Origin of the sequence: Aeromonas sp. 95A, from assembly GCF_051919235.1 — a bacterium.
Lineage (GTDB): Bacteria > Pseudomonadota > Gammaproteobacteria > Enterobacterales > Aeromonadaceae > Aeromonas > Aeromonas veronii.
Genome location: NZ_JBQBFC010000001.1, coordinates 3,373,406 through 3,392,173, shown reverse-complemented (window position 1 = coordinate 3,392,173; position 18,768 = coordinate 3,373,406). Strand labels below are relative to the sequence as shown.

The 18,768-nt window shown below is 59.8% G+C and carries 17 protein-coding genes; 14 read left to right on the top strand and 3 right to left on the bottom strand.

Translation table 11 applies throughout. The features are described from left to right. Positions 1 to 414: 414 nt before the first annotated feature. From ACTG2U_RS15450 to ACTG2U_RS15415, 8 genes are all read left to right on the top strand, one after another. Positions 415 to 1,317, top strand: a complete 903-nt coding sequence (locus ACTG2U_RS15450) for a cation diffusion facilitator family transporter (RefSeq protein WP_439974710.1) — start codon at positions 415 to 417, stop codon at positions 1,315 to 1,317. Positions 1,318 to 1,463: 146 nt separating this feature from the next. Next, positions 1,464 to 1,748: a DUF3811 domain-containing protein gene (yjbD, locus tag ACTG2U_RS15445; protein ID WP_005340165.1), complete on the top strand. Its 285-nt coding sequence runs from the start codon at positions 1,464 to 1,466 to the stop codon at positions 1,746 to 1,748. Between the two features lie 596 nt (positions 1,749 to 2,344). Then, positions 2,345 to 2,557 carry a transcription antiterminator/RNA stability regulator CspE gene (gene cspE, locus ACTG2U_RS15440; protein ID WP_005316548.1) on the top strand — a complete coding sequence of 71 codons (213 nt, stop codon included), beginning with the start codon at positions 2,345 to 2,347 and terminating at the stop codon, positions 2,555 to 2,557. A 306-nt stretch (positions 2,558 to 2,863) separates the two neighbouring features. Continuing rightward, positions 2,864 to 4,222, top strand: a complete 1,359-nt coding sequence (locus ACTG2U_RS15435) for an NCS2 family permease (RefSeq protein WP_005355011.1) — start codon at positions 2,864 to 2,866, stop codon at positions 4,220 to 4,222. A 238-nt stretch (positions 4,223 to 4,460) separates the two neighbouring features. Then, a complete protein-coding gene (gene dhaK, locus ACTG2U_RS15430; RefSeq protein WP_005340163.1) occupies positions 4,461 to 5,531 on the top strand; it encodes a dihydroxyacetone kinase subunit DhaK in 1,071 nt (356 codons plus the stop codon). A 9-nt stretch (positions 5,532 to 5,540) separates the two neighbouring features. Then, positions 5,541 to 6,170 carry a dihydroxyacetone kinase subunit DhaL gene (gene dhaL, locus ACTG2U_RS15425; RefSeq protein WP_021231630.1) on the top strand — a complete coding sequence of 210 codons (630 nt, stop codon included), beginning with the start codon at positions 5,541 to 5,543 and terminating at the stop codon, positions 6,168 to 6,170. A gap of 1 nt (position 6,171) precedes the next feature. Continuing rightward, positions 6,172 to 6,888 (top strand): dihydroxyacetone kinase phosphoryl donor subunit DhaM, encoded by a 717-nt coding sequence (gene dhaM, locus ACTG2U_RS15420; protein ID WP_182963163.1) that lies wholly within the window; start codon positions 6,172 to 6,174, stop codon positions 6,886 to 6,888. Positions 6,889 to 7,013: 125 nt separating this feature from the next. After that, positions 7,014 to 8,096, top strand: coding sequence for a glycerol dehydrogenase (locus ACTG2U_RS15415; RefSeq protein ID WP_076362809.1), 1,083 nt, complete (start codon positions 7,014 to 7,016; stop codon positions 8,094 to 8,096). A gap of 94 nt (positions 8,097 to 8,190) precedes the next feature. Here the strand turns inward: ACTG2U_RS15415 and dhaR are convergent, their stop codons facing one another. Beyond that, positions 8,191 to 10,092, bottom strand: a complete 1,902-nt coding sequence (dhaR, locus tag ACTG2U_RS15410; RefSeq protein WP_439974709.1) for a dihydroxyacetone kinase operon transcriptional regulator DhaR — start codon at positions 10,090 to 10,092, stop codon at positions 8,191 to 8,193. Between the two features lie 528 nt (positions 10,093 to 10,620). On the opposite strand from dhaR, the gene ACTG2U_RS15405 reads away from it, so the two are divergent. Then, positions 10,621 to 11,016, top strand: coding sequence for a hypothetical protein (locus tag ACTG2U_RS15405; protein WP_236296844.1), 396 nt, complete (start codon positions 10,621 to 10,623; stop codon positions 11,014 to 11,016). Positions 11,017 to 11,456: 440 nt separating this feature from the next. On the opposite strand, the gene ydiK is transcribed toward ACTG2U_RS15405, so the two are convergent. Beyond that, a complete protein-coding gene (ydiK, locus tag ACTG2U_RS15400; RefSeq protein WP_439974708.1) occupies positions 11,457 to 12,542 on the bottom strand; it encodes an AI-2E family transporter YdiK in 1,086 nt (361 codons plus the stop codon). Then, a complete protein-coding gene (locus tag ACTG2U_RS15395) occupies positions 12,539 to 13,927 on the bottom strand; it encodes a bifunctional NUDIX hydrolase/phosphatase PAP2 family protein (protein ID WP_439974707.1) in 1,389 nt (462 codons plus the stop codon). The genes ydiK and ACTG2U_RS15395 overlap by 4 nt, the downstream gene beginning before the upstream one ends. 185 nt (positions 13,928 to 14,112) lie before the next feature. Here ACTG2U_RS15395 and ACTG2U_RS15390 point away from each other — a divergent pair, with 185 nt between their 5' ends. From ACTG2U_RS15390 to ACTG2U_RS15370, 5 genes are all read left to right on the top strand, one after another. Next, positions 14,113 to 14,493 carry a hypothetical protein gene (locus tag ACTG2U_RS15390; protein WP_005340143.1) on the top strand — a complete coding sequence of 127 codons (381 nt, stop codon included), beginning with the start codon at positions 14,113 to 14,115 and terminating at the stop codon, positions 14,491 to 14,493. Between the two features lie 255 nt (positions 14,494 to 14,748). Beyond that, on the top strand, positions 14,749 to 15,147 hold the full coding sequence (hslR, locus tag ACTG2U_RS15385) for a ribosome-associated heat shock protein Hsp15 (protein WP_005340141.1): 399 nt from the start codon (positions 14,749 to 14,751) through the stop codon (positions 15,145 to 15,147). A gap of 77 nt (positions 15,148 to 15,224) precedes the next feature. Further along, a complete protein-coding gene (gene hslO, locus ACTG2U_RS15380) occupies positions 15,225 to 16,109 on the top strand; it encodes an Hsp33 family molecular chaperone HslO (RefSeq protein ID WP_005340140.1) in 885 nt (294 codons plus the stop codon). A gap of 149 nt (positions 16,110 to 16,258) precedes the next feature. Then, positions 16,259 to 17,884 (top strand): phosphoenolpyruvate carboxykinase (ATP), encoded by a 1,626-nt coding sequence (gene pckA, locus ACTG2U_RS15375; protein ID WP_005340139.1) that lies wholly within the window; start codon positions 16,259 to 16,261, stop codon positions 17,882 to 17,884. 193 nt (positions 17,885 to 18,077) lie between these two features. After that, positions 18,078 to 18,743 (top strand): GntR family transcriptional regulator, encoded by a 666-nt coding sequence (locus tag ACTG2U_RS15370; protein ID WP_005340138.1) that lies wholly within the window; start codon positions 18,078 to 18,080, stop codon positions 18,741 to 18,743. Positions 18,744 to 18,768: the final 25 nt, after the last annotated feature.

Here is an 18,768-nt window from a genome sequence, read left to right as displayed (position 1 = left end):
GCATGCCATCCGAATCATCAACTTCAGTACGCTTGGTGGGATGGTGCAAGACCATCACCAGACCCAGCATACCCTCCAGCGGCATCCGGATCCAGCCTCATTCTCGTCCAAAAAATACTGTGCTCCGCCTCCTGAGCGGGGAGGCCAAACAACCTCGACAGGAAAGACCAAAAAAGAGTAATTCGCATTATTAAATGTTGTCACGCTTATATTAAGCCCTCGTTACCTAGATATTTTCACGGATAAATATAAATCCCTCTCATTATTTATTGCCGCGCAAGATGTCACCATTTTAATAAGCTTTCGCAATATCATCGAAAACATCAGGTTACAACACCGAATAGGTTATTTCCGGTCAGCCGGATATAATGCGCGCCGCACCGAAATATCCGTTTTTATTCAGGAAGCTGTGACATGAACAGAAAAACCAGAGCCGCCATGGTGTCGGTCTGCTCCAATATCAGTCTGATCATCATGAAAATGGTGGCCGGGTTCGCCAGCGGCTCGGTCAGTATCATCTCGGAGGCGATCCACTCCGCCATGGATCTGGTGGCGGCCCTGATCGCTCTGTTCGCGGTGAAAAAGTCCGACCTCCCGCCCGATGAACGGCACCCCTATGGTCACGACAAGATTGAAAATGTCTCCGGCGTCATCGAAGCACTGCTTATCTTGCTGGCCGCGGGCTGGATCATCTTCGAAGCCGTCGACAAGCTGATCACCCCCAGCCCGATTGAAAGCATTGGCTGGGGCGTGCTGGTGATGGTGATCTCGGCGCTGGTCAACAGCGGTGTCTCGGCCTACCTCTACAAGGTGGCCCAAGAGGAGGAGTCGGTCGCGCTGGCTGCCGATGCGCTTCATCTCAAGGCGGATGTGCTCACTTCAGCCGGTGTCGCCGTCGGTCTTGGCGGGATCTGGCTGGCCGGTCTGTTCGGCCATTCACTCGCCATCCTCGACCCGCTGGTGGCCATTGCGGTCGCCATCTTTATTGTCAGAGAGGCGATCAGCATGCTCAACGAGGCCTTCCAGCCGCTGATCGACCAGAGTATGAGCCCGGAAGAGCTGGCGATGACCAGCCGCATCATCACCGAATGCTGCCCTGCCGCCAGCGGTTTTCACGATCTGCGCAGCCGTCGTGCCGGTCGCCGCCGCCATATCGACTTCCACCTCACCCTGCCCCCGGAGATGAGCATCGGTGAAGCCCACGATATCTGTGATCGCATCGAACACGCCATCATGGAGCAACTGCCCCACGCCATCGTACTGATCCACGTCGAGCCGGAGGAACAAGAGCTACCCTCGCCGCTCGCCATAAACTGAAATGTGGCAAACAGGCTGGAAAGTGGCCGCGAAATAACGGAAAGTTGGCACAAACCCGCATTTTTAAGGCCGGAAAGCCGATTGCATAAGAAGTGATCGGCACAACTGTGTTAGGGTGTCTAACCACCCTGCCGCAGGAGCGCGCCGTGAAAAAGCTGGAAATGAAAGATCTGACCGAGGCCGAAAAAGCCGAGATAGCCTTGTTATTGCAAAAGGCACAAGCCAATGCAGACCACCAGCTGACCAACGGAGAGCGGAACAAGATCCGCGAAGAGGGTCGCCTGAAAATTGTGGCGGACCGCGCCGAAGCAGCCAAGGCTGCCTCCAAGCTGGCTCGCGAGAAAGCCAAAGAGCGCGCCAAGAATCAGGTACTGCCGGAAACCTTCAGCTGGATTGATTCGGTCAGCAACAAGTTTCGCAGCAAGCGCTGATCCCTTCTTGCAAAACGCCCGCTGGCACTTGGTGCCAGCGGGCGTTTGCATGTCTGGGCGATGCTCGATGAGCCAGATTTGGCGCCGCCATTGATTTGCCGCTCAGAAGCTAATCGCAGCAGCAAAGAAGTGATTTACATTGTGAGTTAGAGAGAACGCCAACTGACAATCCCCGGTCTATCGCCAGCTTTTCATTTTTTCTCATATTTTTTGCCAGAACTGGCTACATAGTCAGGACAAAAAAGCCGAATCTGACTTGCCACAGGGTGATATGAGTCTGCACTGATTTTTCTATGCCGTTGAAATGCATCATGTTTACTATAAAAAATGATATTTTTGGCTGTTACAAAACATTAATATCGAGATAAAGTTTGCTTTAAAAATGAGAGCGTGTTTTAATCTTTCTCGATGGTTCGGCAGTTCAGACCTGATTATGTTAGGCAGTCATTTTAGTAAAGCAGTGATTAGCATAAGCGTTATCCTCGGATAATTCTTATCAAATAATTCTCCTTCTTTAGTGCTCCCCATACGTATTGCTGACGAAAAATCAAAAATTGCCATTTAGGTGGCATTCAACACTATTTAAGGAAATTATTATGTCTAACAAAATGACTGGTACCGTTAAGTTCTTCAACGCTGAGAAAGGTTTTGGTTTCATCTCCCCGGCTGACGGCAGCAAAGACGTGTTCGTACACTTCTCCGCTATCCAGTCCACCAGCTTCAAAACCCTGGACGAAGGTCAGCGCGTTGAGTTCACCATCGAGCAAGGCCAGAAAGGCCCGGCTGCTGCCAACGTAGTTGGTCTGTAATTCAAGCCGGAGCATACTGCTGATGGCTCATGCCAACCGCTGACAGCTCTGCAAGAATTTAAAAAAACCCGCTTCGGTGGGTTTTTTGTTGTTCCCCGCTTTTTTCCTCACTGATCTCCCCTCCACAGACCGCGTGATCCCTCCCTTACACGCTCTCACCGCTTGAGTCTTAGAATGAGCTCCGAATGGACTCAAAATGTAAAATAGTGACGAAAAAGTCAGGTTATCCGCTGTATTTGCCGCGAATTCTTGCTATTTTGCGCGCCACCAACGCAAACGATTTCCTTCACACTTTCAGGATTAGTTATGGCAAAGCAAGATATGGCCGCCCAAACAGGGACTGGCGGCTTTCTGGACTCTTATTTTTCCATTTCTGCGCGCGGCAGCAGCGTGCGTCAGGAGCTGGTCGCGGGGCTGACCACCTTCCTGGCGATGGTCTACAGCATCATAGTGGTGCCGAACATGCTGGGTGCTGCCGGCTTTGAGCAGGGCCCGGTGTTTGTGGCCACCTGTTTGATCGCTGCCTTCGGCTCCCTGCTGATGGGCCTGTGGGCCAAGCTGCCGATGGCTATCGGTTGCGCCATCTCCCTCACCGCCTTTACCGCCTTCAGTCTGGTGCTGGGTCAGGGACTGAGCATTCCGGTCGCGCTGGGTGCCATCTTCCTGATGGGTGTGCTGTTTACCCTGATCAGCGTCACTGGCGTGCGCCAGTGGATCCTGGATAACCTCCCCTCCGGCATCGCTCACGGCACCGGCATCGGTATCGGCCTGTTCCTGCTGCTGATTGCCACCAACGGCGTTGGCATGGTGATCAAGAACGAAGGGGCCGGTCTGCCGGTACAGCTCGGTGAAGTGACCGCCTTCCCGGTGATCATGACGGTGCTGGGTCTGGCCGCCATCTTCGGTCTGGAGCGTCGCAAGGTGCCGGGCGGCATCCTGATGGTGATCATCGCCATCTCCATCCTCGGCCTTATCTTCGACCCGAAAGTGACCTGGCAGGGCTTCTTCGCCATGCCGAGCCTGACTGGTGAGAAGGGCTCGCTGGTAGGCAGCATGGATCTGCTGGGCGCCCTCAATCCGGTAGTCATTCCGACCGTACTGGCACTGGTGATGACCGCCGTGTTTGACGCCACCGGTACCATCCGTGCCGTGGCCGGTCAGGCTGGCCTCATCAACGAGCGTGGCCACATCATCAGCGGCGGCAAGGCCCTGACTGCCGACTCCGTCAGCAGCATGGTGGCAGGCGCTGTTGGCGGTGCTCCGGCTGCCGTCTACATCGAATCCGCCGCAGGCACCGCCGCCGGTGGCAAGACCGGCCTGACCGCCGCGCTGGTCGGCGTGCTGTTCCTGCTGATGATCTTCCTCTCCCCGCTGAGCTATCTGGTACCGGCTTACGCCACCGCACCGGCGCTGATGTATGTCGGTCTGCTGATGCTGGGCAACGTTACCAAGCTGGACTTCAGCGACTCGGTCGATGCCCTCTCCGGCATGCTGTGCGCCGTCTTTATCGTGCTCACCTGCAACATCGTGACCGGCATCATGCTGGGCTTCGTGGCGCTGGTCGTTGGCCGCATCTTCGCTGCCGAGTGGAAGAAGCTGAACGTCGGCACCGTCATCATCGCCCTGGCACTGGTGGTCTTCTACGCCGGTGGCTGGGCCATCTAACCCGTCCGCATATTCCGGTTATAGCGAAGGGCCCTGCGGGGCCCTTTTTCATGGCTGTGAGTCAGCTAACAGTTTCCCGCCCGCTTGCCCTGCGCCGTTTCAGATTGAAACACCGAATCCCCTTCTGCTGTTTCAAATCCGAACCAAATCAGCCGTCATTTTTATCCCTTTTTCTGTCGTTAGACTGGCTCCATCAACCATTTGCCCACCCGAGCGGTGGCAAGCCAAGGAGTGAGCCATGAAGAAACTGATCAATGCCGTCGATGCTGTGGTCCGTGAACAACTGATGGGGATGGCAGCCGCCCACCCCGAGCTCAAGGTACGTATCGAACCCCACTACATCACCCGCGCCGACTCCCCCGTGATGGGCAAGGTGGCGCTGGTCTCCGGCGGTGGCAGCGGCCACGAGCCGATGCACGGTGGTCTGGTGGGCAAAGGGATGCTGGATGGCGCTTGCCCCGGCGAGATCTTTACCTCCCCGACCCCGGATCAGATGTACGAGTGCGGTCAGGCCGTTGATGGCGGCGCAGGCGTGCTCTTTCTGGTAAAGAACTACACCGGCGACGTACTCAACTTCGAGACCGCGGTCGAGCTGCTGCACGGCGATGGTGTAAAAGTGGGCTTCGCCCTGATCGATGACGACGTGGCGGTCAAAGACAGCCTCTACACCGCCGGTCGCCGTGGCGTTGCCACGACCGTGCTGTGCGAGAAGCTGGTCGGTGCCGCTGCCGAGGCGGGCTATGACCTTGCCCGCTGCGAGGCGCTGGCCCGCCGCATCAACAACCAGAGCCGCACCATAGGCGTGGCCATGCATGCCTGCACCGTGCCTGCCGCAGGCAAGCCCTCCTTCACCCTGGCGGACAACGAGCTGGAGTTCGGCGTCGGTATCCACGGAGAGCCGGGCATCGAGCGCCGCCCCTTCACCGACCTCAATACTCTGGTGGACGACATGTTCAGCGAGCTGGCGGACAACACCCCCTATGGCCGCACCCTGCGCCACTGGGATCGCACCAGCGGCAGCTGGCAGGAGGAGCACACCTTTATCGAACCACTCAACAAGGGTGATCGGGTTATCGCGCTGGTCAACAGCCTCGGTGGCACCCCCATCTCCGAGCTCTATGGCGTCTATGGTCGCCTCGCCACCTTGTGCGAAGAGGCGGGCATCCATCTGGTGCGCAACCTGATCGGCCCCTACTGCACCTCCCTCGACATGACCGGTATCTCCATCACCCTGCTCAAGGTGGATGACGAGCTGATGACCCTGTGGGATGCCCCCGTTCACACCCCCGCCCTGCGTCGCGGCTGCTAAGGAGAACCCATGTTAAGCAAGCATCACATCGTCAACTGGCTGCTCGACTGCGAACACATCTTTACCGAGCAGCGTGACTACCTCACCGCGCTGGATACCGACATCGGCGACGGTGACCACGGCCTCAATATGCAGCGCGGCTTCGCCAAGGTGGCCGAGAAACTGCCCGCAGTGGCGGACAAGGATATCGGTCAGGTGCTGAAAACCACCGGCATGACATTGCTCTCCTCGGTCGGCGGTGCCAGCGGCCCCCTCTACGGCACCTTCTTTATACGGGCCGCAGCCAGCAGCGATGCCTGCCAGAGCCTGAGCCTCAGTCAGCTGTGCAAAATGCTGAGTGACGGGGTCGAGGGCATTGTTTCTCGCGGCCGCGCCGAGCCGGGTGACAAGACCATGTGCGATGCCTGGTGGCCGGCACTGGCCGCCCTGCAACAGGCGCAGCAACAAGAGTTGCCCCTCAACGAAGCGCTGGACAAGGCAGTAGCGGCCGCCGCGGCCGGTACCGAGGCCACCATCCAGATGCAGGCCCGCAAGGGGCGCGCCAGCTATCTTGGCGAGCGCAGCATCGGCCATCAGGATGCCGGGGCTACCTCGACCCTGCTACTGCTGACCGCCCTGCGTGACAGAGCGAGGTTGTGACATGATCGGAATCGTAGTTGTCTCTCACAGCGCCCAGCTGGCGGCCGGCTTGAAAGCGCTGGCCGACCAGCTCGGCAGCCCGGCCCGATTGCTGCTGGCGGCCGGGGTCGATGACCCCGACCACCCCATCGGCACCGATGCCATCGCGGTGATGAGTGCGATTGAAGAGGCGGATGACGGCAGTGGCGTGCTGGTGCTGATGGATTTGGGCAGCGCTCTGCTCAGCGCCGAGACCGCCCTCGAACTGCTGCCCCCGGAGCTGAGCGCCCGGGTGCGACTCTGCCCGGCCCCGCTGGTCGAAGGTACTCTGGCCGCCGTGGTAGCGGCCGGTTCCGGCCTGACGCTGGATGAGGTCGCCGCCGAGGCGCTCGGCGCGCTGGGCCCGAAACAGGCAATGCTGCCAGCCAGCGCGGCGCAGGCCGCCACCGAGACAGCCCCCGTTGTCGACGACGGCTGGCTGCGCTGCGAGGTGGTGGTGGATAACCCCCACGGCCTGCATGTGCGCCCCGCTGCCCGACTGGTGGCCGCCCTCAAGCCCTTTGCCGCCGAACTCAAGCTGCAAAAGGAGGATAAAGAGGCCAATCCCCGCAGCCTGACCCGGCTCGCCATGCTCAACGTGCGTCAGGGCGACCAGCTCACCCTGCTGGCACGCGGGGAGGATGCCAGCGCCGCACTGGCCTGCTTCCAGCAGCTGGCCGCCGAGCGCTTTGGCGACTGACGCCACTGTTTCAAGGGACTGCACTCGCTCGCTGAGCCTGTGCAGCTTCGTTCAAGACGAAGGCGTCCCCGGCACTGCCGCCCCTTCGCCCCGATTCTTAATTCATAAAGAGAGAGGGATAGAATATGGACCGCATTATCATCAGCCCCAGCAAATACGTACAAGGCAACGGGGCCCTCGCCAATATCGGCAACTACGTCAAAGCGCTCGGTAGCAAGCCGCTGATCCTGGCTGACGCCTTCGTCACCAAGCTGGTCGGTGATACCGTGGCCACCAGCTTCCACGGCGCGGGGATCAAGCCGGAGTTCGACTGCTTCAACGGCGAGTGTTCCCGCCCCGAGATCGACCGCCTGCTGGCTCGCTGCAACCAGACCCCGTTTGACGTCATCATCGGCATCGGCGGCGGCAAGACGCTGGATACCGCCAAGTCGGTCGCCTTCTACCAGAAGGTGCCGGTGGTCATAGTGCCCACCATCGCCTCCACCGATGCCCCCACCAGCGCGCTGGCGGTCATCTACACCCCGGAAGGGCAGTTCAGCGAATACCTGATGATCCCGACCAACCCCAACATGGTCATCATGGATACCGGCGTGGTCTCCCGCGCCCCGGTGCGGCTCTTGGTCTCCGGCATGGGGGATGCGCTCTCCACCTACTTCGAGGCGCGCGCCAACAAGGTTTCCGGTTGCCAGACCATGGCCGGTGGCGCCTCCACGCTAGCGGCGCAGGCCATTGCCGAGCTCTGCTACAAGACCCTGCTGGCCGATGGCTACAAGGCCAAGCTGGCGGTGGAGCAGGGGCTCTGCACCAAGGCGGTGGAGAACATCATCGAGGCCAACACCTATCTGAGCGGTATCGGCTTCGAGAGCAGCGGACTGGCCGCCGCCCACGCCATCCACAACGGCCTGACCCAGCTGGCCGAGTGTCATCACCTCTACCACGGTGAAAAGGTGGCGTTCGGCACCCTGGTGCAGCTGGTGCTGGAGAACGCCCCGATGGCGGAGATCGAGACTGTGCTGGGTTTCTGCCGCTCGGTGGGCCTGCCGACCAACCTGCATATGATGGGGGTCAAGGAGCTGGATATGGCGCGCCTGATGGAGGTGGCCAAAGCCTCCACTGCCGAGGGCGAGACCATCCACAATATGCCGTTCAAGGTCACTGCCGAGGATGTGCTGGCGGCCATCGTCACCGCCCACCAGCTGGGGCTGTAACCGTGCCATCACTGACCTTGCCATATAACACGGCCCCGCATCTGCGGGGCCGTTTCATTTTCTGCGGGCCGGTTCGCGATGGCTCAACTCGCCGTCAGCCGTGATAGTCGGCGGGATCGATCTCGAGCAGCTTGAGTCGTCGCCACAGGGTGGTGCGGCTGATGCCAAGATGCTGGGCCATCTGACTCACCTGCCCCTTGCAGGCGTGAGCGCAGCGCAAGATGGCTTGCCGCTCCAGCTCCGCCAGCGTGAGCAGCGGTTGCCCTACCACCTCGTCCGCCACCCGCTGATAGCCGTGACGAATGGCGGCGGGCAGCGCCTCCGGCGGGATCGGCCCCTGACCGGCATGAAGCAGGGCATGCTCGACGGCGCTGCGCAGCTCCCCCAGATTGCCGGGCCAGGGATAGGCGAGCAGACAGTCGAGGGCCGCCGGGCTGAACTGGCGCACCGGCTCGCGTCCCTGCGCCGCCAACTGCTGGCTGATCAGGCCCGGCAGATCCGCCGCGCGCTCCCGCAATCCCGGCAGCCACAGCTCGCACACCTGCAAGGCATAGAGCAGCTGGCGGCCAAACAGCCCCTCCTGCACCAATTGCTCCAGCGGGGCGCTGCTAGTGGCGATGATCCTCACCTTGAGCGGCAGGATACGGGCCGAATCGAAGCGCTGGATGCGACCGGTCTTGAGCAGTTGCAGCAGCGCCGCCTGCATGGGGGCAGAGAGGCACTCCACCTGCTCCAGCACTAGCGTGCCGCCGTGGGCCAGCTCGAACTTGCCCGCCCGCTCCTGCCCCGCCTCGTCGGAGCCCATCAGCTCCAGCGCCATCCGCTCGCTCGGCAGCGCCTTGCAGTTGAGGGTAATAAGCGGCCCGGCGGCCCGTTCGCTGCCGAAGTGGATCGCCTCCGCCAGCTGGGCCTTGCCTACCTCCTCCTCGCCGCGCAGCAGGATCGGCCCCTGACTCTGGGCCGCCTGCCGGGCGTAGCGCAGCAGCTTGCGCATGGCGCTAGATTCGCCCACCAGCGCCGACAGCTCGGGCACCGTCTGGCGCAGCTGATGAATGGCCCGCAGCCGATCGACCGGGTGCAGCAGGGCGATAAAGCTGACCCCCTCCGGCCCCGGCAGCGGCTTGAGGCTCACCAGCGCATTGATAAACTCCCCCTCCTGCGCACCGAGCCGCTCCAGCGTCACCTCCACATGACTCAGTGGCGTCTGCCCCTTGATGGCCAACTGCAACCGCTGGGGCAACAGCAGGTGCTGCTCCAGCGGCTGACCGAGACAGAGCGCCGGATCGAGCCGCAGCCGGTGGGCCGCCAGCGCGTTGAGGTAGCGCAGCCGACCCTGCGGGTCCCAGGCCAGCACACCGTCATCCATGCCGTCGAGCAGGGCGTAAAGCTCGCTCAGATGGTGCTGGGACTCCTGCATCAGGGTCTCCATCTGCAGCAGATGGGCCAACTCGCGCCCGGCGCTGACGGTGAGCGCCAGATCGCCGGCGCTAGCATCCTCCACCTTGCAGATCAGAGCGATGATGGCGACCTGACGGCCATTGCTGTTGTAAACCGGGCTAGCGCAGCTGTGCCACGGGTGCAGGGTCTGATTGAAGTGCTGGGGGCCACTGACGCAGAGCGGCACGCCCTCCAGCGCTGCCAGATTGATGGCATTGGTGCCGATGCGCCCCTCGCTGAAAAAGGCGCCGGGGCCAAACCCCAGCGCCGCCAGCTCGCGCAGGGTGTCGGGGTGGCCGGTCTGGGCCAGCAGGCAGCCGCTCTCGTCGGTGAGCAGCAGGGCGCAGGGGCGCCCCTCCATAAATTCGTAGAGGTCTTCGAGGGCCATCTCGCCGGTGGTGAGCAGGTCACGCTTGCGCTGGCGCAGGCTCTGCAAGGTCTGCCCCTTGGCGCTGTGGGGCGGATGCCAGAGGGTGGCACTGGTCTGGTGGGCGCAGCGCAGCCAGGATGCCTGCAGATAGTCGGGCCAAGCGAGCAGCGGCTGAAGGTCAGATGGCATGGTCACAGCAATATCCGGCAAGATGTGAGCCGACCATTTAACCACTCTTGCTTGCCCGATTCAGTGACCTGCCTCAGAGGGTGGCAACCCCGCTTTGCTCTTGGTCGAGTTCGCCTCCGAATTTGACGACAAAGTCGTCGCCAGTGGTGGAATTCGCTGCATCACCCTACACCAGCCCGCCTGACCCTCCCCTACCGACAGATAACCCGGGGCGTTGCCACGCCCCGGGTTATTTATCCACGTCAATTTTTGTTAACTACAAGCCCCTGACCTGCCGAAGCCTTTTATCTTGGCAAACTGAGCTAAATATTTTTCACCGAACTCATACTCCTGACTTGTTCAAGAAAATGAAGCTGAGCTAGTGAGCTCAGATCCAGATGCAGGTCCCCCCCTGACTTTAAAAGTTTTTTGTGACAACCACCCTAGTAATTCAAATTTGTACGGAAGGCTCTATTAACAGATAGTATCGCCTTCCATATAATCACTGCTATCTTACTAACGAACATCTATTCTGCACTCGAGTAGTGAATGAAAGAAATAAAATTTGACGCTCTACGTATGCAGGCCTCATTTTGTGATGGGGTATATTCACTGAACATTTCAATAACAAGTGGTTTCGCTGACTTCGTGGTTACAATCCCCTTGAGCCGCCCTGACTTCGAGGTTATAGAAAAAGACATAGAGCGTGCGGCTTTCCTTCAAGCTGCACTGCATGAGCCTTTTCAGCTTAGAGCAACGGCGCTTGATGAGGTGGAACTCCGGCGATACTTAGATGTGATTCTCCACGGTTCAAAACTCTACGTAGAAGACTTTTTGACCCAAAAGGATCATGATGTCGCTAATGGTGCAATTTCGAATATGGTTCGCATAACATGTGGGAGAGAACAGTCGCTAATGCGCCAAGGAAAATGGTTCAGCGAATGATTCCGTATCGGTGAGATAATATAATACGCCAAATACATTAACTGCATTGCTCTTGCGGCTTCGTTTTAACGAAAATACTGTGTACTACGGGTGTTAGGCCCGTAGGTTCGATTAGCCGTCAGGGGTAATCGGACGTTCGCGTAAATTAATTCCCCCGCGATAACGGCCATCCATATTTCTCCTCTGCCAGATGCCGCTGATTCACGGAAACACCTGGACAGCGGTATCTCGATCGTCCGATTACGCTTCGCTAATCGAACCTACATGAGACGGTCATATGTGGGATATGGAGGTTGGCGAGGATCAACCAATCTGACTCGATCGCCATAAGCCACGATCACCACAAACAAAAGAGCCGCCCAGTTCACACCGGGCGGATCTTGGCATCAGCGATGGATGGCTGAATCGTCTTGTTACCAAATCGTCTTTTTACTGAATCGTTATTGGGCTTTGGGCGGTTCAACCGCAGCAGTCACCGGTTGGTCATCTTCCTTGATCCAGGCATCCAGCAGGGTGTAGCCCACAGCCAGCACTACCGGGCCGATAAAGAGACCGATGATCCCCATGGTCAGCAAGCCACCGATTACCCCCACCAGAATGAGGATGAGCGGCAGGTCGGCACCACGCTTGATCAGGAAGGGGCGCAGGAAGTTGTCCATGGTGCCCGCAATCAGTGACCACACCAGCAGGAAGGTGCCCCAGGTGGTGTCACCGCTCCAGTAGAGGTAGCCAATACAGGCCAGCAGCACCGGGAAGGGACCGATCTGGGCGACGATCAACAGGAACATAACCACCACCAGCACCATGGCGTAAGGGATACCGGCAATCAGCAGGCCGACACCGGCCACCGAAGATTGCACCAGTGCGGTCACCACCACCCCCATGGCTACGGCACGGATCGCCTGTGAAGCCAGCACAGTGGCGTTGTCACCACGCTGACCCGCCAGCCGGTGGGCGAAGCGGCGAATGCCGGTCGCCACCACTTCCCCCGAGTGATAGAGCACCCCGCAGATACCGACCGTCAGCAGGAAGTGGACAAACAACAGCCCCAGATTACCGGCCTGAGAGGCCAGCCAGCGGGCGGTCTGACCGAAATAGGGGGCCAGCTTGGCAAACAGCACCTGACCACCGCTCGCCAGAATTTGCTGCCAGAAGTCATAGAGCTTGTCGCCCACCAGCGGGATCTGTTGCAACCAGAGCAGCTCCGGCGGCGGTGACTGGCTGATATGGGTACCCAGCTCGATCAGCATGGGCGCCTTCTCCGCCACATTGGCCAGCGTCATAAAGAGCGGGATAACGAACATCAGCAGCAGCACCAGCGTCATAAAGAGGGCCGCCAGGGTGCGCTTGCCCCACAACAGGCGCTGCACCATCAACATCAGCGGCCAGGTGGCGATGGTGATCATGGTGGCCCACACCAGCGCAGGCAGGAAGGGCTGCAACACCAAGAAACAGGAGATAATCAGGATGCTGAGAAACAGCACCCCCAAGGTTATCTTGGCCAAATCCACTTTTTTCACATTCATAGAGTTCCCTTGTCAGAGCCGTTGCCCTTGGGTCGTGTGTCGCATTTCAAGAAAGAGAGTATCCACCAGAGGCCAGCGCTCAACCAGAGCCCCAGCCCGAAAAAGAGCACAAACTGACCAAGCAGTATGGCCAGCGAACTGCTGGTCAGCAGCGGCAGCGCCCAGAGCCCCGCCCCTATCACCGCGCCCCCCACCAGGGTGACCGCGCCAGTCACAATGGGGGGATAACCGCCGCGGGTCAGGGTAAGCAAACCGCCAACCCAGAGCCCGAGGGCCGCCAGCCCGATCCCGGCCAGATGGGCCGACTGGCTCAGACCCGCGCAAACCAGTGACGCAGCGATCAGCAAGCCCCAGACAGAAGCGCGCTGATCCAGCCGCCAGTATGGGCGAACCGCCAGCAGCAAGGCACCAATCAGCAGGCCAACCGCCACATCGGAGATAAAGTGCACCCCGAGCCAGACCCGCGCCAGACCTGTGGTCAGCGCCAGCAGCAAGGCCAGCGAATAAGCCAGCCCGCGCCGGGCAGGCCAGAGCCAGCCAAGCAGCGCCCCCCAGAACAGCAGGGCCGAAGCGGTATGGCCGCTCGGCATGCCAAAGCCTTGCGCGCTCTGGGTTGCCAGCAGCGGTTGCAGATGGAAGGGGCGCGGCAAGCCGATCCCCTCCTTGCTTGCCTGCACCAGCAAGCCGAGCCAGAGCATGGCGAACAGCAGCTGGCGCAGCCGCGGCCACCCCAGCAGCGGGAGCAGCAAAGGTATCAGGGCAAGCTGAAAGCCGCCTGAACCAAACAGATTGCTGACCGACAGCCACCAGACATCGGGCCCCAGCCACTGCTGCAGCCGCTGCATCAGCGGGATCTCGACCTGATGCTGCGCATTGCCCTGCGCCACGAAATCGGCCTGCCAGCGCACCTCGCTCTCGGGCACCTTATCCAGTCGGGATTGCAGCCAGTCGAGCTGATCCGGGAAGCGGCGCTGCTCGCGGGGAAGCAGGTCGATGGCGATCAGCCGGGCGTTAAGGATCTCTCCCCCAAGATTGGGGGCCTGCAGCAGCGAGACAAAATCGGAATCTTGCTGGGCGACGATAGGCTCCAGCGTGCGGCAGGCGAAGATAAGCGCCCGCTGCCAGCGACCCAGCTCCTGCACCACCTCCCCCCGCAAGCCGGTCTCTTCATAGAGTTCGCGCAGTGCCGCCTGCTCGGGGCGCTCGTCGCCATCTATGTAGCCGCCGCTCAGGCTGTAGCGGGAGGAGATGCGATCCTGCACCAGCAGCAGTTGATCCTGATGACGGATGGCACAGGCCGCCGCCGAGGGAGCCGCCGGTTCGGCACTCAGGGCTGGCAGACCGGCAAACAGCGCCAGCAAGAGTAAAAAGAGGGTTCTCGACATCAATTTGCTTTCCCTATGCACAATGGCGACAAGCCTCCCAGAAATCAGATAGTTGGGCAACGGTAGCGGCCGGATCGCCGCCGTTCCCGCCGCGCTGGCGGTGCACGGAAGATTGCGATGAAGCAGGGCACTCCCTACTATTGGCGGCTATCTTCAATTTCATGCAGCAAATGCTGGAGCCCTCCATGAGACAGTTCGGCTTTTTCCTCGGCATCGCCATCGGTGTCATTTTGATCCTGTTCGGCAGCATCGTCATCTTCCAGGCGCTCCCTGCCGCACTGGATGTACTGGAGATGCCAAGCCGCATCCCGTTCGTGCGCGAGGTCTACACCTGGCTGATGACCAGCGCCAACGGCCTCACCGCCCAGCTGGAGCAGAACTTCCTGGAAGCGTTCCAGACCGTGCTCAAGCTGATCCTGCTCATCACCTTCATGTGGGTCTGCGTCAAGCTGGTCAACATGGGGGTGCTGATTATCCGCGCCGGGGTTGACCTCATCCGTACCGCCATCGCCCACAGCGAAGGCCCCCACGACCAGAAGAAGCCGGATCAGCACGATCACTTCTGACTCTGACATGGTCGATGGATGTGAACGCTGCCGCCCCCAACCGGGGCGGCAGTGTTATATGCGCGGTATGAAGGCCCTTCTCAGCCCCCATGAATACCCGATAAAGCAGCGGCTTTCCCTTGTGAATCAGCAAACTGCCCATATGTTGCATCACCTTGACATGGTTTGCGCCCCGCGCGGCGGCTGCCCGGTTTCTATCCCGACCCCGTGCTCTGGTATAATCGACCACCTCTTTCCCCGTTATGGAGCCTGTTCATGCCCAATCATGCAGAAAGTGCCCTCGAGGTTCGTCTCGACAAGTGGTTGTGGGCGGCCCGTTTCTACAAGACCCGCTCCATTGCGCGGGATCAGATAGACGGGGGCAAGGTGCACTACAATGGTCAGCGCAGCAAACCGGGCAAACAGGTGGAAGTGGGTGCACTGATCCGCTTCTGGCAGGGGCAGGACGAACGCGAAGTGCGGGTGCTGGCCTTGAGCGAGCAGCGCAAATCGGCCCCGCTGGCCCAGCAGCTCTATGAAGAGACCGCCGAGAGCCTGAAAAAACGGGCCGAGAACAGCGAGGCGCGCCGCTTCAATAGCCAGTTTGCCCCCAGCCCCGAGCGCCGCCCCGACAAGCAGGAGCGACGCCAGTTGCTCAAGGTCAAACAGTACTGACCGACCCCGATTTGATACCGGGCTGGCATCAACCCCAGCCCGCCCGATTTACCTCACCGAAAAGCCAGGAATACATGATGAGCAACCAAGATCTGCTGTATCGCTATCTGTTTGAAGAGTACGAAGTGCGTGGCGAGCTGGTCCAGCTGGATCACACCTACCGCCACGTAGTGGAAGCCCAGAACTACCCGGTGCAGGTGCAAAAACTGCTGGGCGAGCTGCTGGTCGCCACCAGCCTGCTGACCGCCACCCTCAAGTTTGAAGGCTCCATCACGGTGCAGCTGCAGGGTGATGGCCCGGTGCGTCTGGCCGTGATCAACGGTGACAACAACCAGCAGTTGCGCGGCGTGGCCCGCTATGAAGGCGAACTGCCGAGCGATGGCAAGCTGCAGAGCCTGATTGGCAACGGCCAGCTGATCATCACCATCACCCCGGAGCAGGGCGAGCGCTATCAGGGCATCATAGCGCTGGACGCCGACACCCTGGCAGGCTGCCTGGAGCACTACTTCGCCCGCTCCGAACAGCTGGCCACCAAGCTGTGGATCCGTACCGGCTACCACGAAGGTGCGCCGCGCGCTGCCGGCATCATGCTGCAGGAGCTGCCCGCCCAGAGCGAGGATCACAGCAACGATTTCGATCACCTGACCCAGCTCACCAGCACCATCAAGGATGAAGAGCTGTTCGGCCTGCAGGCAGAAGAGATCCTCTACCGTCTCTACCATCAGGACAAGGTACGGGTGTTCGATCCGCAGGCGGTCGAGTTCCGCTGCACCTGCTCCCGCGAGCGCTGCGAAGGAGCCCTGTTGCAGATAGAAAAGGAAGAGGTCATGGAGATGGTGCAGGAGCTCGGCAAGATCGACATGCACTGTGATTATTGCGGCGCCCAGTACCAATTTAATGGGATCGATGTCGAAACCCTGTTCAGCAGGGCTCCCGGCAATGATGCAAACCAGTTACACTAATTAAAGGCGGGCAAAACCCGCCTTTAACTTTAATAACAAAAAAATACCCTATTTTATAAAGTTTGATGGCGATCGCTAAACTCTACCACCTAAGTGATAGGATGACCGTCAGATAGAACCCTACCAACCTCTGAACCCAGGAGAATACAATGACAATCGTGGCAGAACCCACCCTGGCCCAACAATTAGGACTGGACCAGTACGGCATCAAAAACAGCCAAGAAATCGTTCGCAACCCCTCTTACGAGCAGCTTTTCGCGGAAGAGACACGCCCTGACCTGGAAGGGTTCGAGCGCGGTGTGGTGACCGAGCTGGGCGCCGTCAACGTAAACACCGGTATCTTCACCGGTCGCTCCCCGAAAGATAAATATATCGTCAAAGATGCCACTACCCAGGATACTGTGTGGTGGTCTGACCAGGGTAAAAACGATAACAAAGCCATTACCCCGGAAGTGTGGTCACATCTGAAAGGGCTGGTCACCAAACAGCTCTCCGGCAAGCGCCTGTTTGTGGTCGACGGTTTCTGCGGTGCCAACCCGGATACCCGCTTGGCCGTGCGCATCATCACCGAGGTGGCCTGGCAGGCACACTTCGTGAAAAACATGTTCATCCGCCCGAGCGATGAAGAGCTGAAAACCTTCAAGCCTGACTTCGTGGTGATGAACGGTGCCAAGTGCACCAACCCGAACTGGAAGGAGCAGGGTCTCAACTCCGAGAACTTCGTTGCCTTCAACATGACCGAGAAGATGCAGCTCATCGGTGGCACCTGGTACGGTGGCGAGATGAAGAAGGGCATGTTCTCCATGATGAACTACTTCCTGCCCCTGCGCGGCATTGCCTCCATGCACTGCTCCGCCAACGTGGGTCAGGACGGCGACGTAGCCATCTTCTTCGGCCTCTCCGGCACCGGCAAGACCACCCTCTCCACCGATCCCAAGCGTCAGCTGATCGGCGATGACGAGCACGGCTGGGATGACCACGGCGTGTTCAACTTCGAAGGGGGCTGCTACGCCAAGACCATCAAGCTCTCCGAAGAGGCTGAGCCGGACATCTACCACGCCATCCGTCGCGATGCGCTGCTGGAGAACGTGACCGTTGCTGCCGATGGCACCATCGACTTCGATGATGGCTCCAAGACCGAGAACACCCGTGTCTCCTACCCCATCTATCACATCGACAACATCGTCAAGCCGGTCTCCAAGGCAGGTCACGCCACCAAGGTGATCTTCCTGACTGCCGACGCCTTCGGCGTGCTGCCCCCGGTCTCCAAACTGACCAAGGAGCAGACCAAATACCACTTCCTGTCTGGCTTCACCGCCAAACTGGCCGGTACCGAGCGCGGCATCACCGAGCCGACTCCGACCTTCTCCTCCTGCTTCGGCGCAGCCTTCCTCTCCCTGCACCCGACCAAGTACGGTCAGGAGCTGGTGAAACGGATGGAAGCGGCAGGTGCAGAGGCCTATCTGGTCAACACCGGCTGGAACGGCACCGGCAAGCGCATCTCCATCAAGGATACCCGCGCCATCATCGACGCCATCCTGGATGGCTCCATCGAGAAGGCCGAGACCAAGGTGCTGCCGATCTTCAATCTGGAGATCCCGACCGCGCTGCACGATGTGAACCCGGCGATCCTCGACCCGCGCGACACTTACGCCGACAAGGCCGAGTGGGATGCCAAGGCCGTCGATCTGGCAGGCCGTTTCATCAAGAACTTCGAGCGCTTCACCGATAACGATGAAGGCAAACGTCTGGTTGCGGCAGGCCCGCAGCTGTAACAGGCTCGCTTCGTATCAGTGACATCATGCCGGTCAGCCACGCTGACCGGCGTTTTTGTTTTTGTGGAGCCCCGAACGCCGCCATCGCTCCCGATAAAGGGGCCAAAACCTTGCCTTTGCCTGTTGTGACAGGTTAGATTCAGCCAAACTTTATACAATATACAATTCTGTAACGCCCAATCGTGACCCGACCATGACCCCACCCTACAAGACCCGAACCCAGATGGTGATGGAAAACCTCCGTGGCCGGATCCTCCGTGGGGAGTTCCCCGCTGGCGCCCCCTTGCGTCAGGATGCCATCGCCAAAGAGCTGGCCGTGAGCCGCATTCCGGTGCGCGAAGCCCTGATGCAGCTGGAAGCGCAGGGGCTGGTGAAGTTCGAAGCCCATCGCGGCGCCGTGGTCACCATGCTGGACGCCTCGGCCATTGAAGAGCTCTTTTATTTGCGAGCGCTGCTGGAAGCCGATACCCTGTTTCACGCCGTCGACAAGATGACGGAAGCCACCTTCGCGCAAGCGGAGGCGATCCTCGCCCAGTTTGATCACGCCTTGGAGTCAGGCACCCAGATCGAACATTGGGCCGAGTTGAACCACAGCTTTCACGCCACCCTCTATCAGGCAGCCGGTCGCCCCCAGGCACTTGAACTGATCGCCCAGATCAATCTGAGCTGTGACCGCTATGTCCGCTTCGAGCTGCTGTTTGCCAGCGACGGGGTGGACAAGGCGGAGCGTGAACACGCCCAATTGCTGGAACTGTGCCGCGCCCGGCGCAAGCACGAGGCGGTGGTGCTGCTCAGGCAGCATATCGAAGCAGCAGGTCAGTCGATCAAGCGGATCCTGGCCAGCGGCCATAAAAACTGAACACTCATATAGCAACCATCTGGCA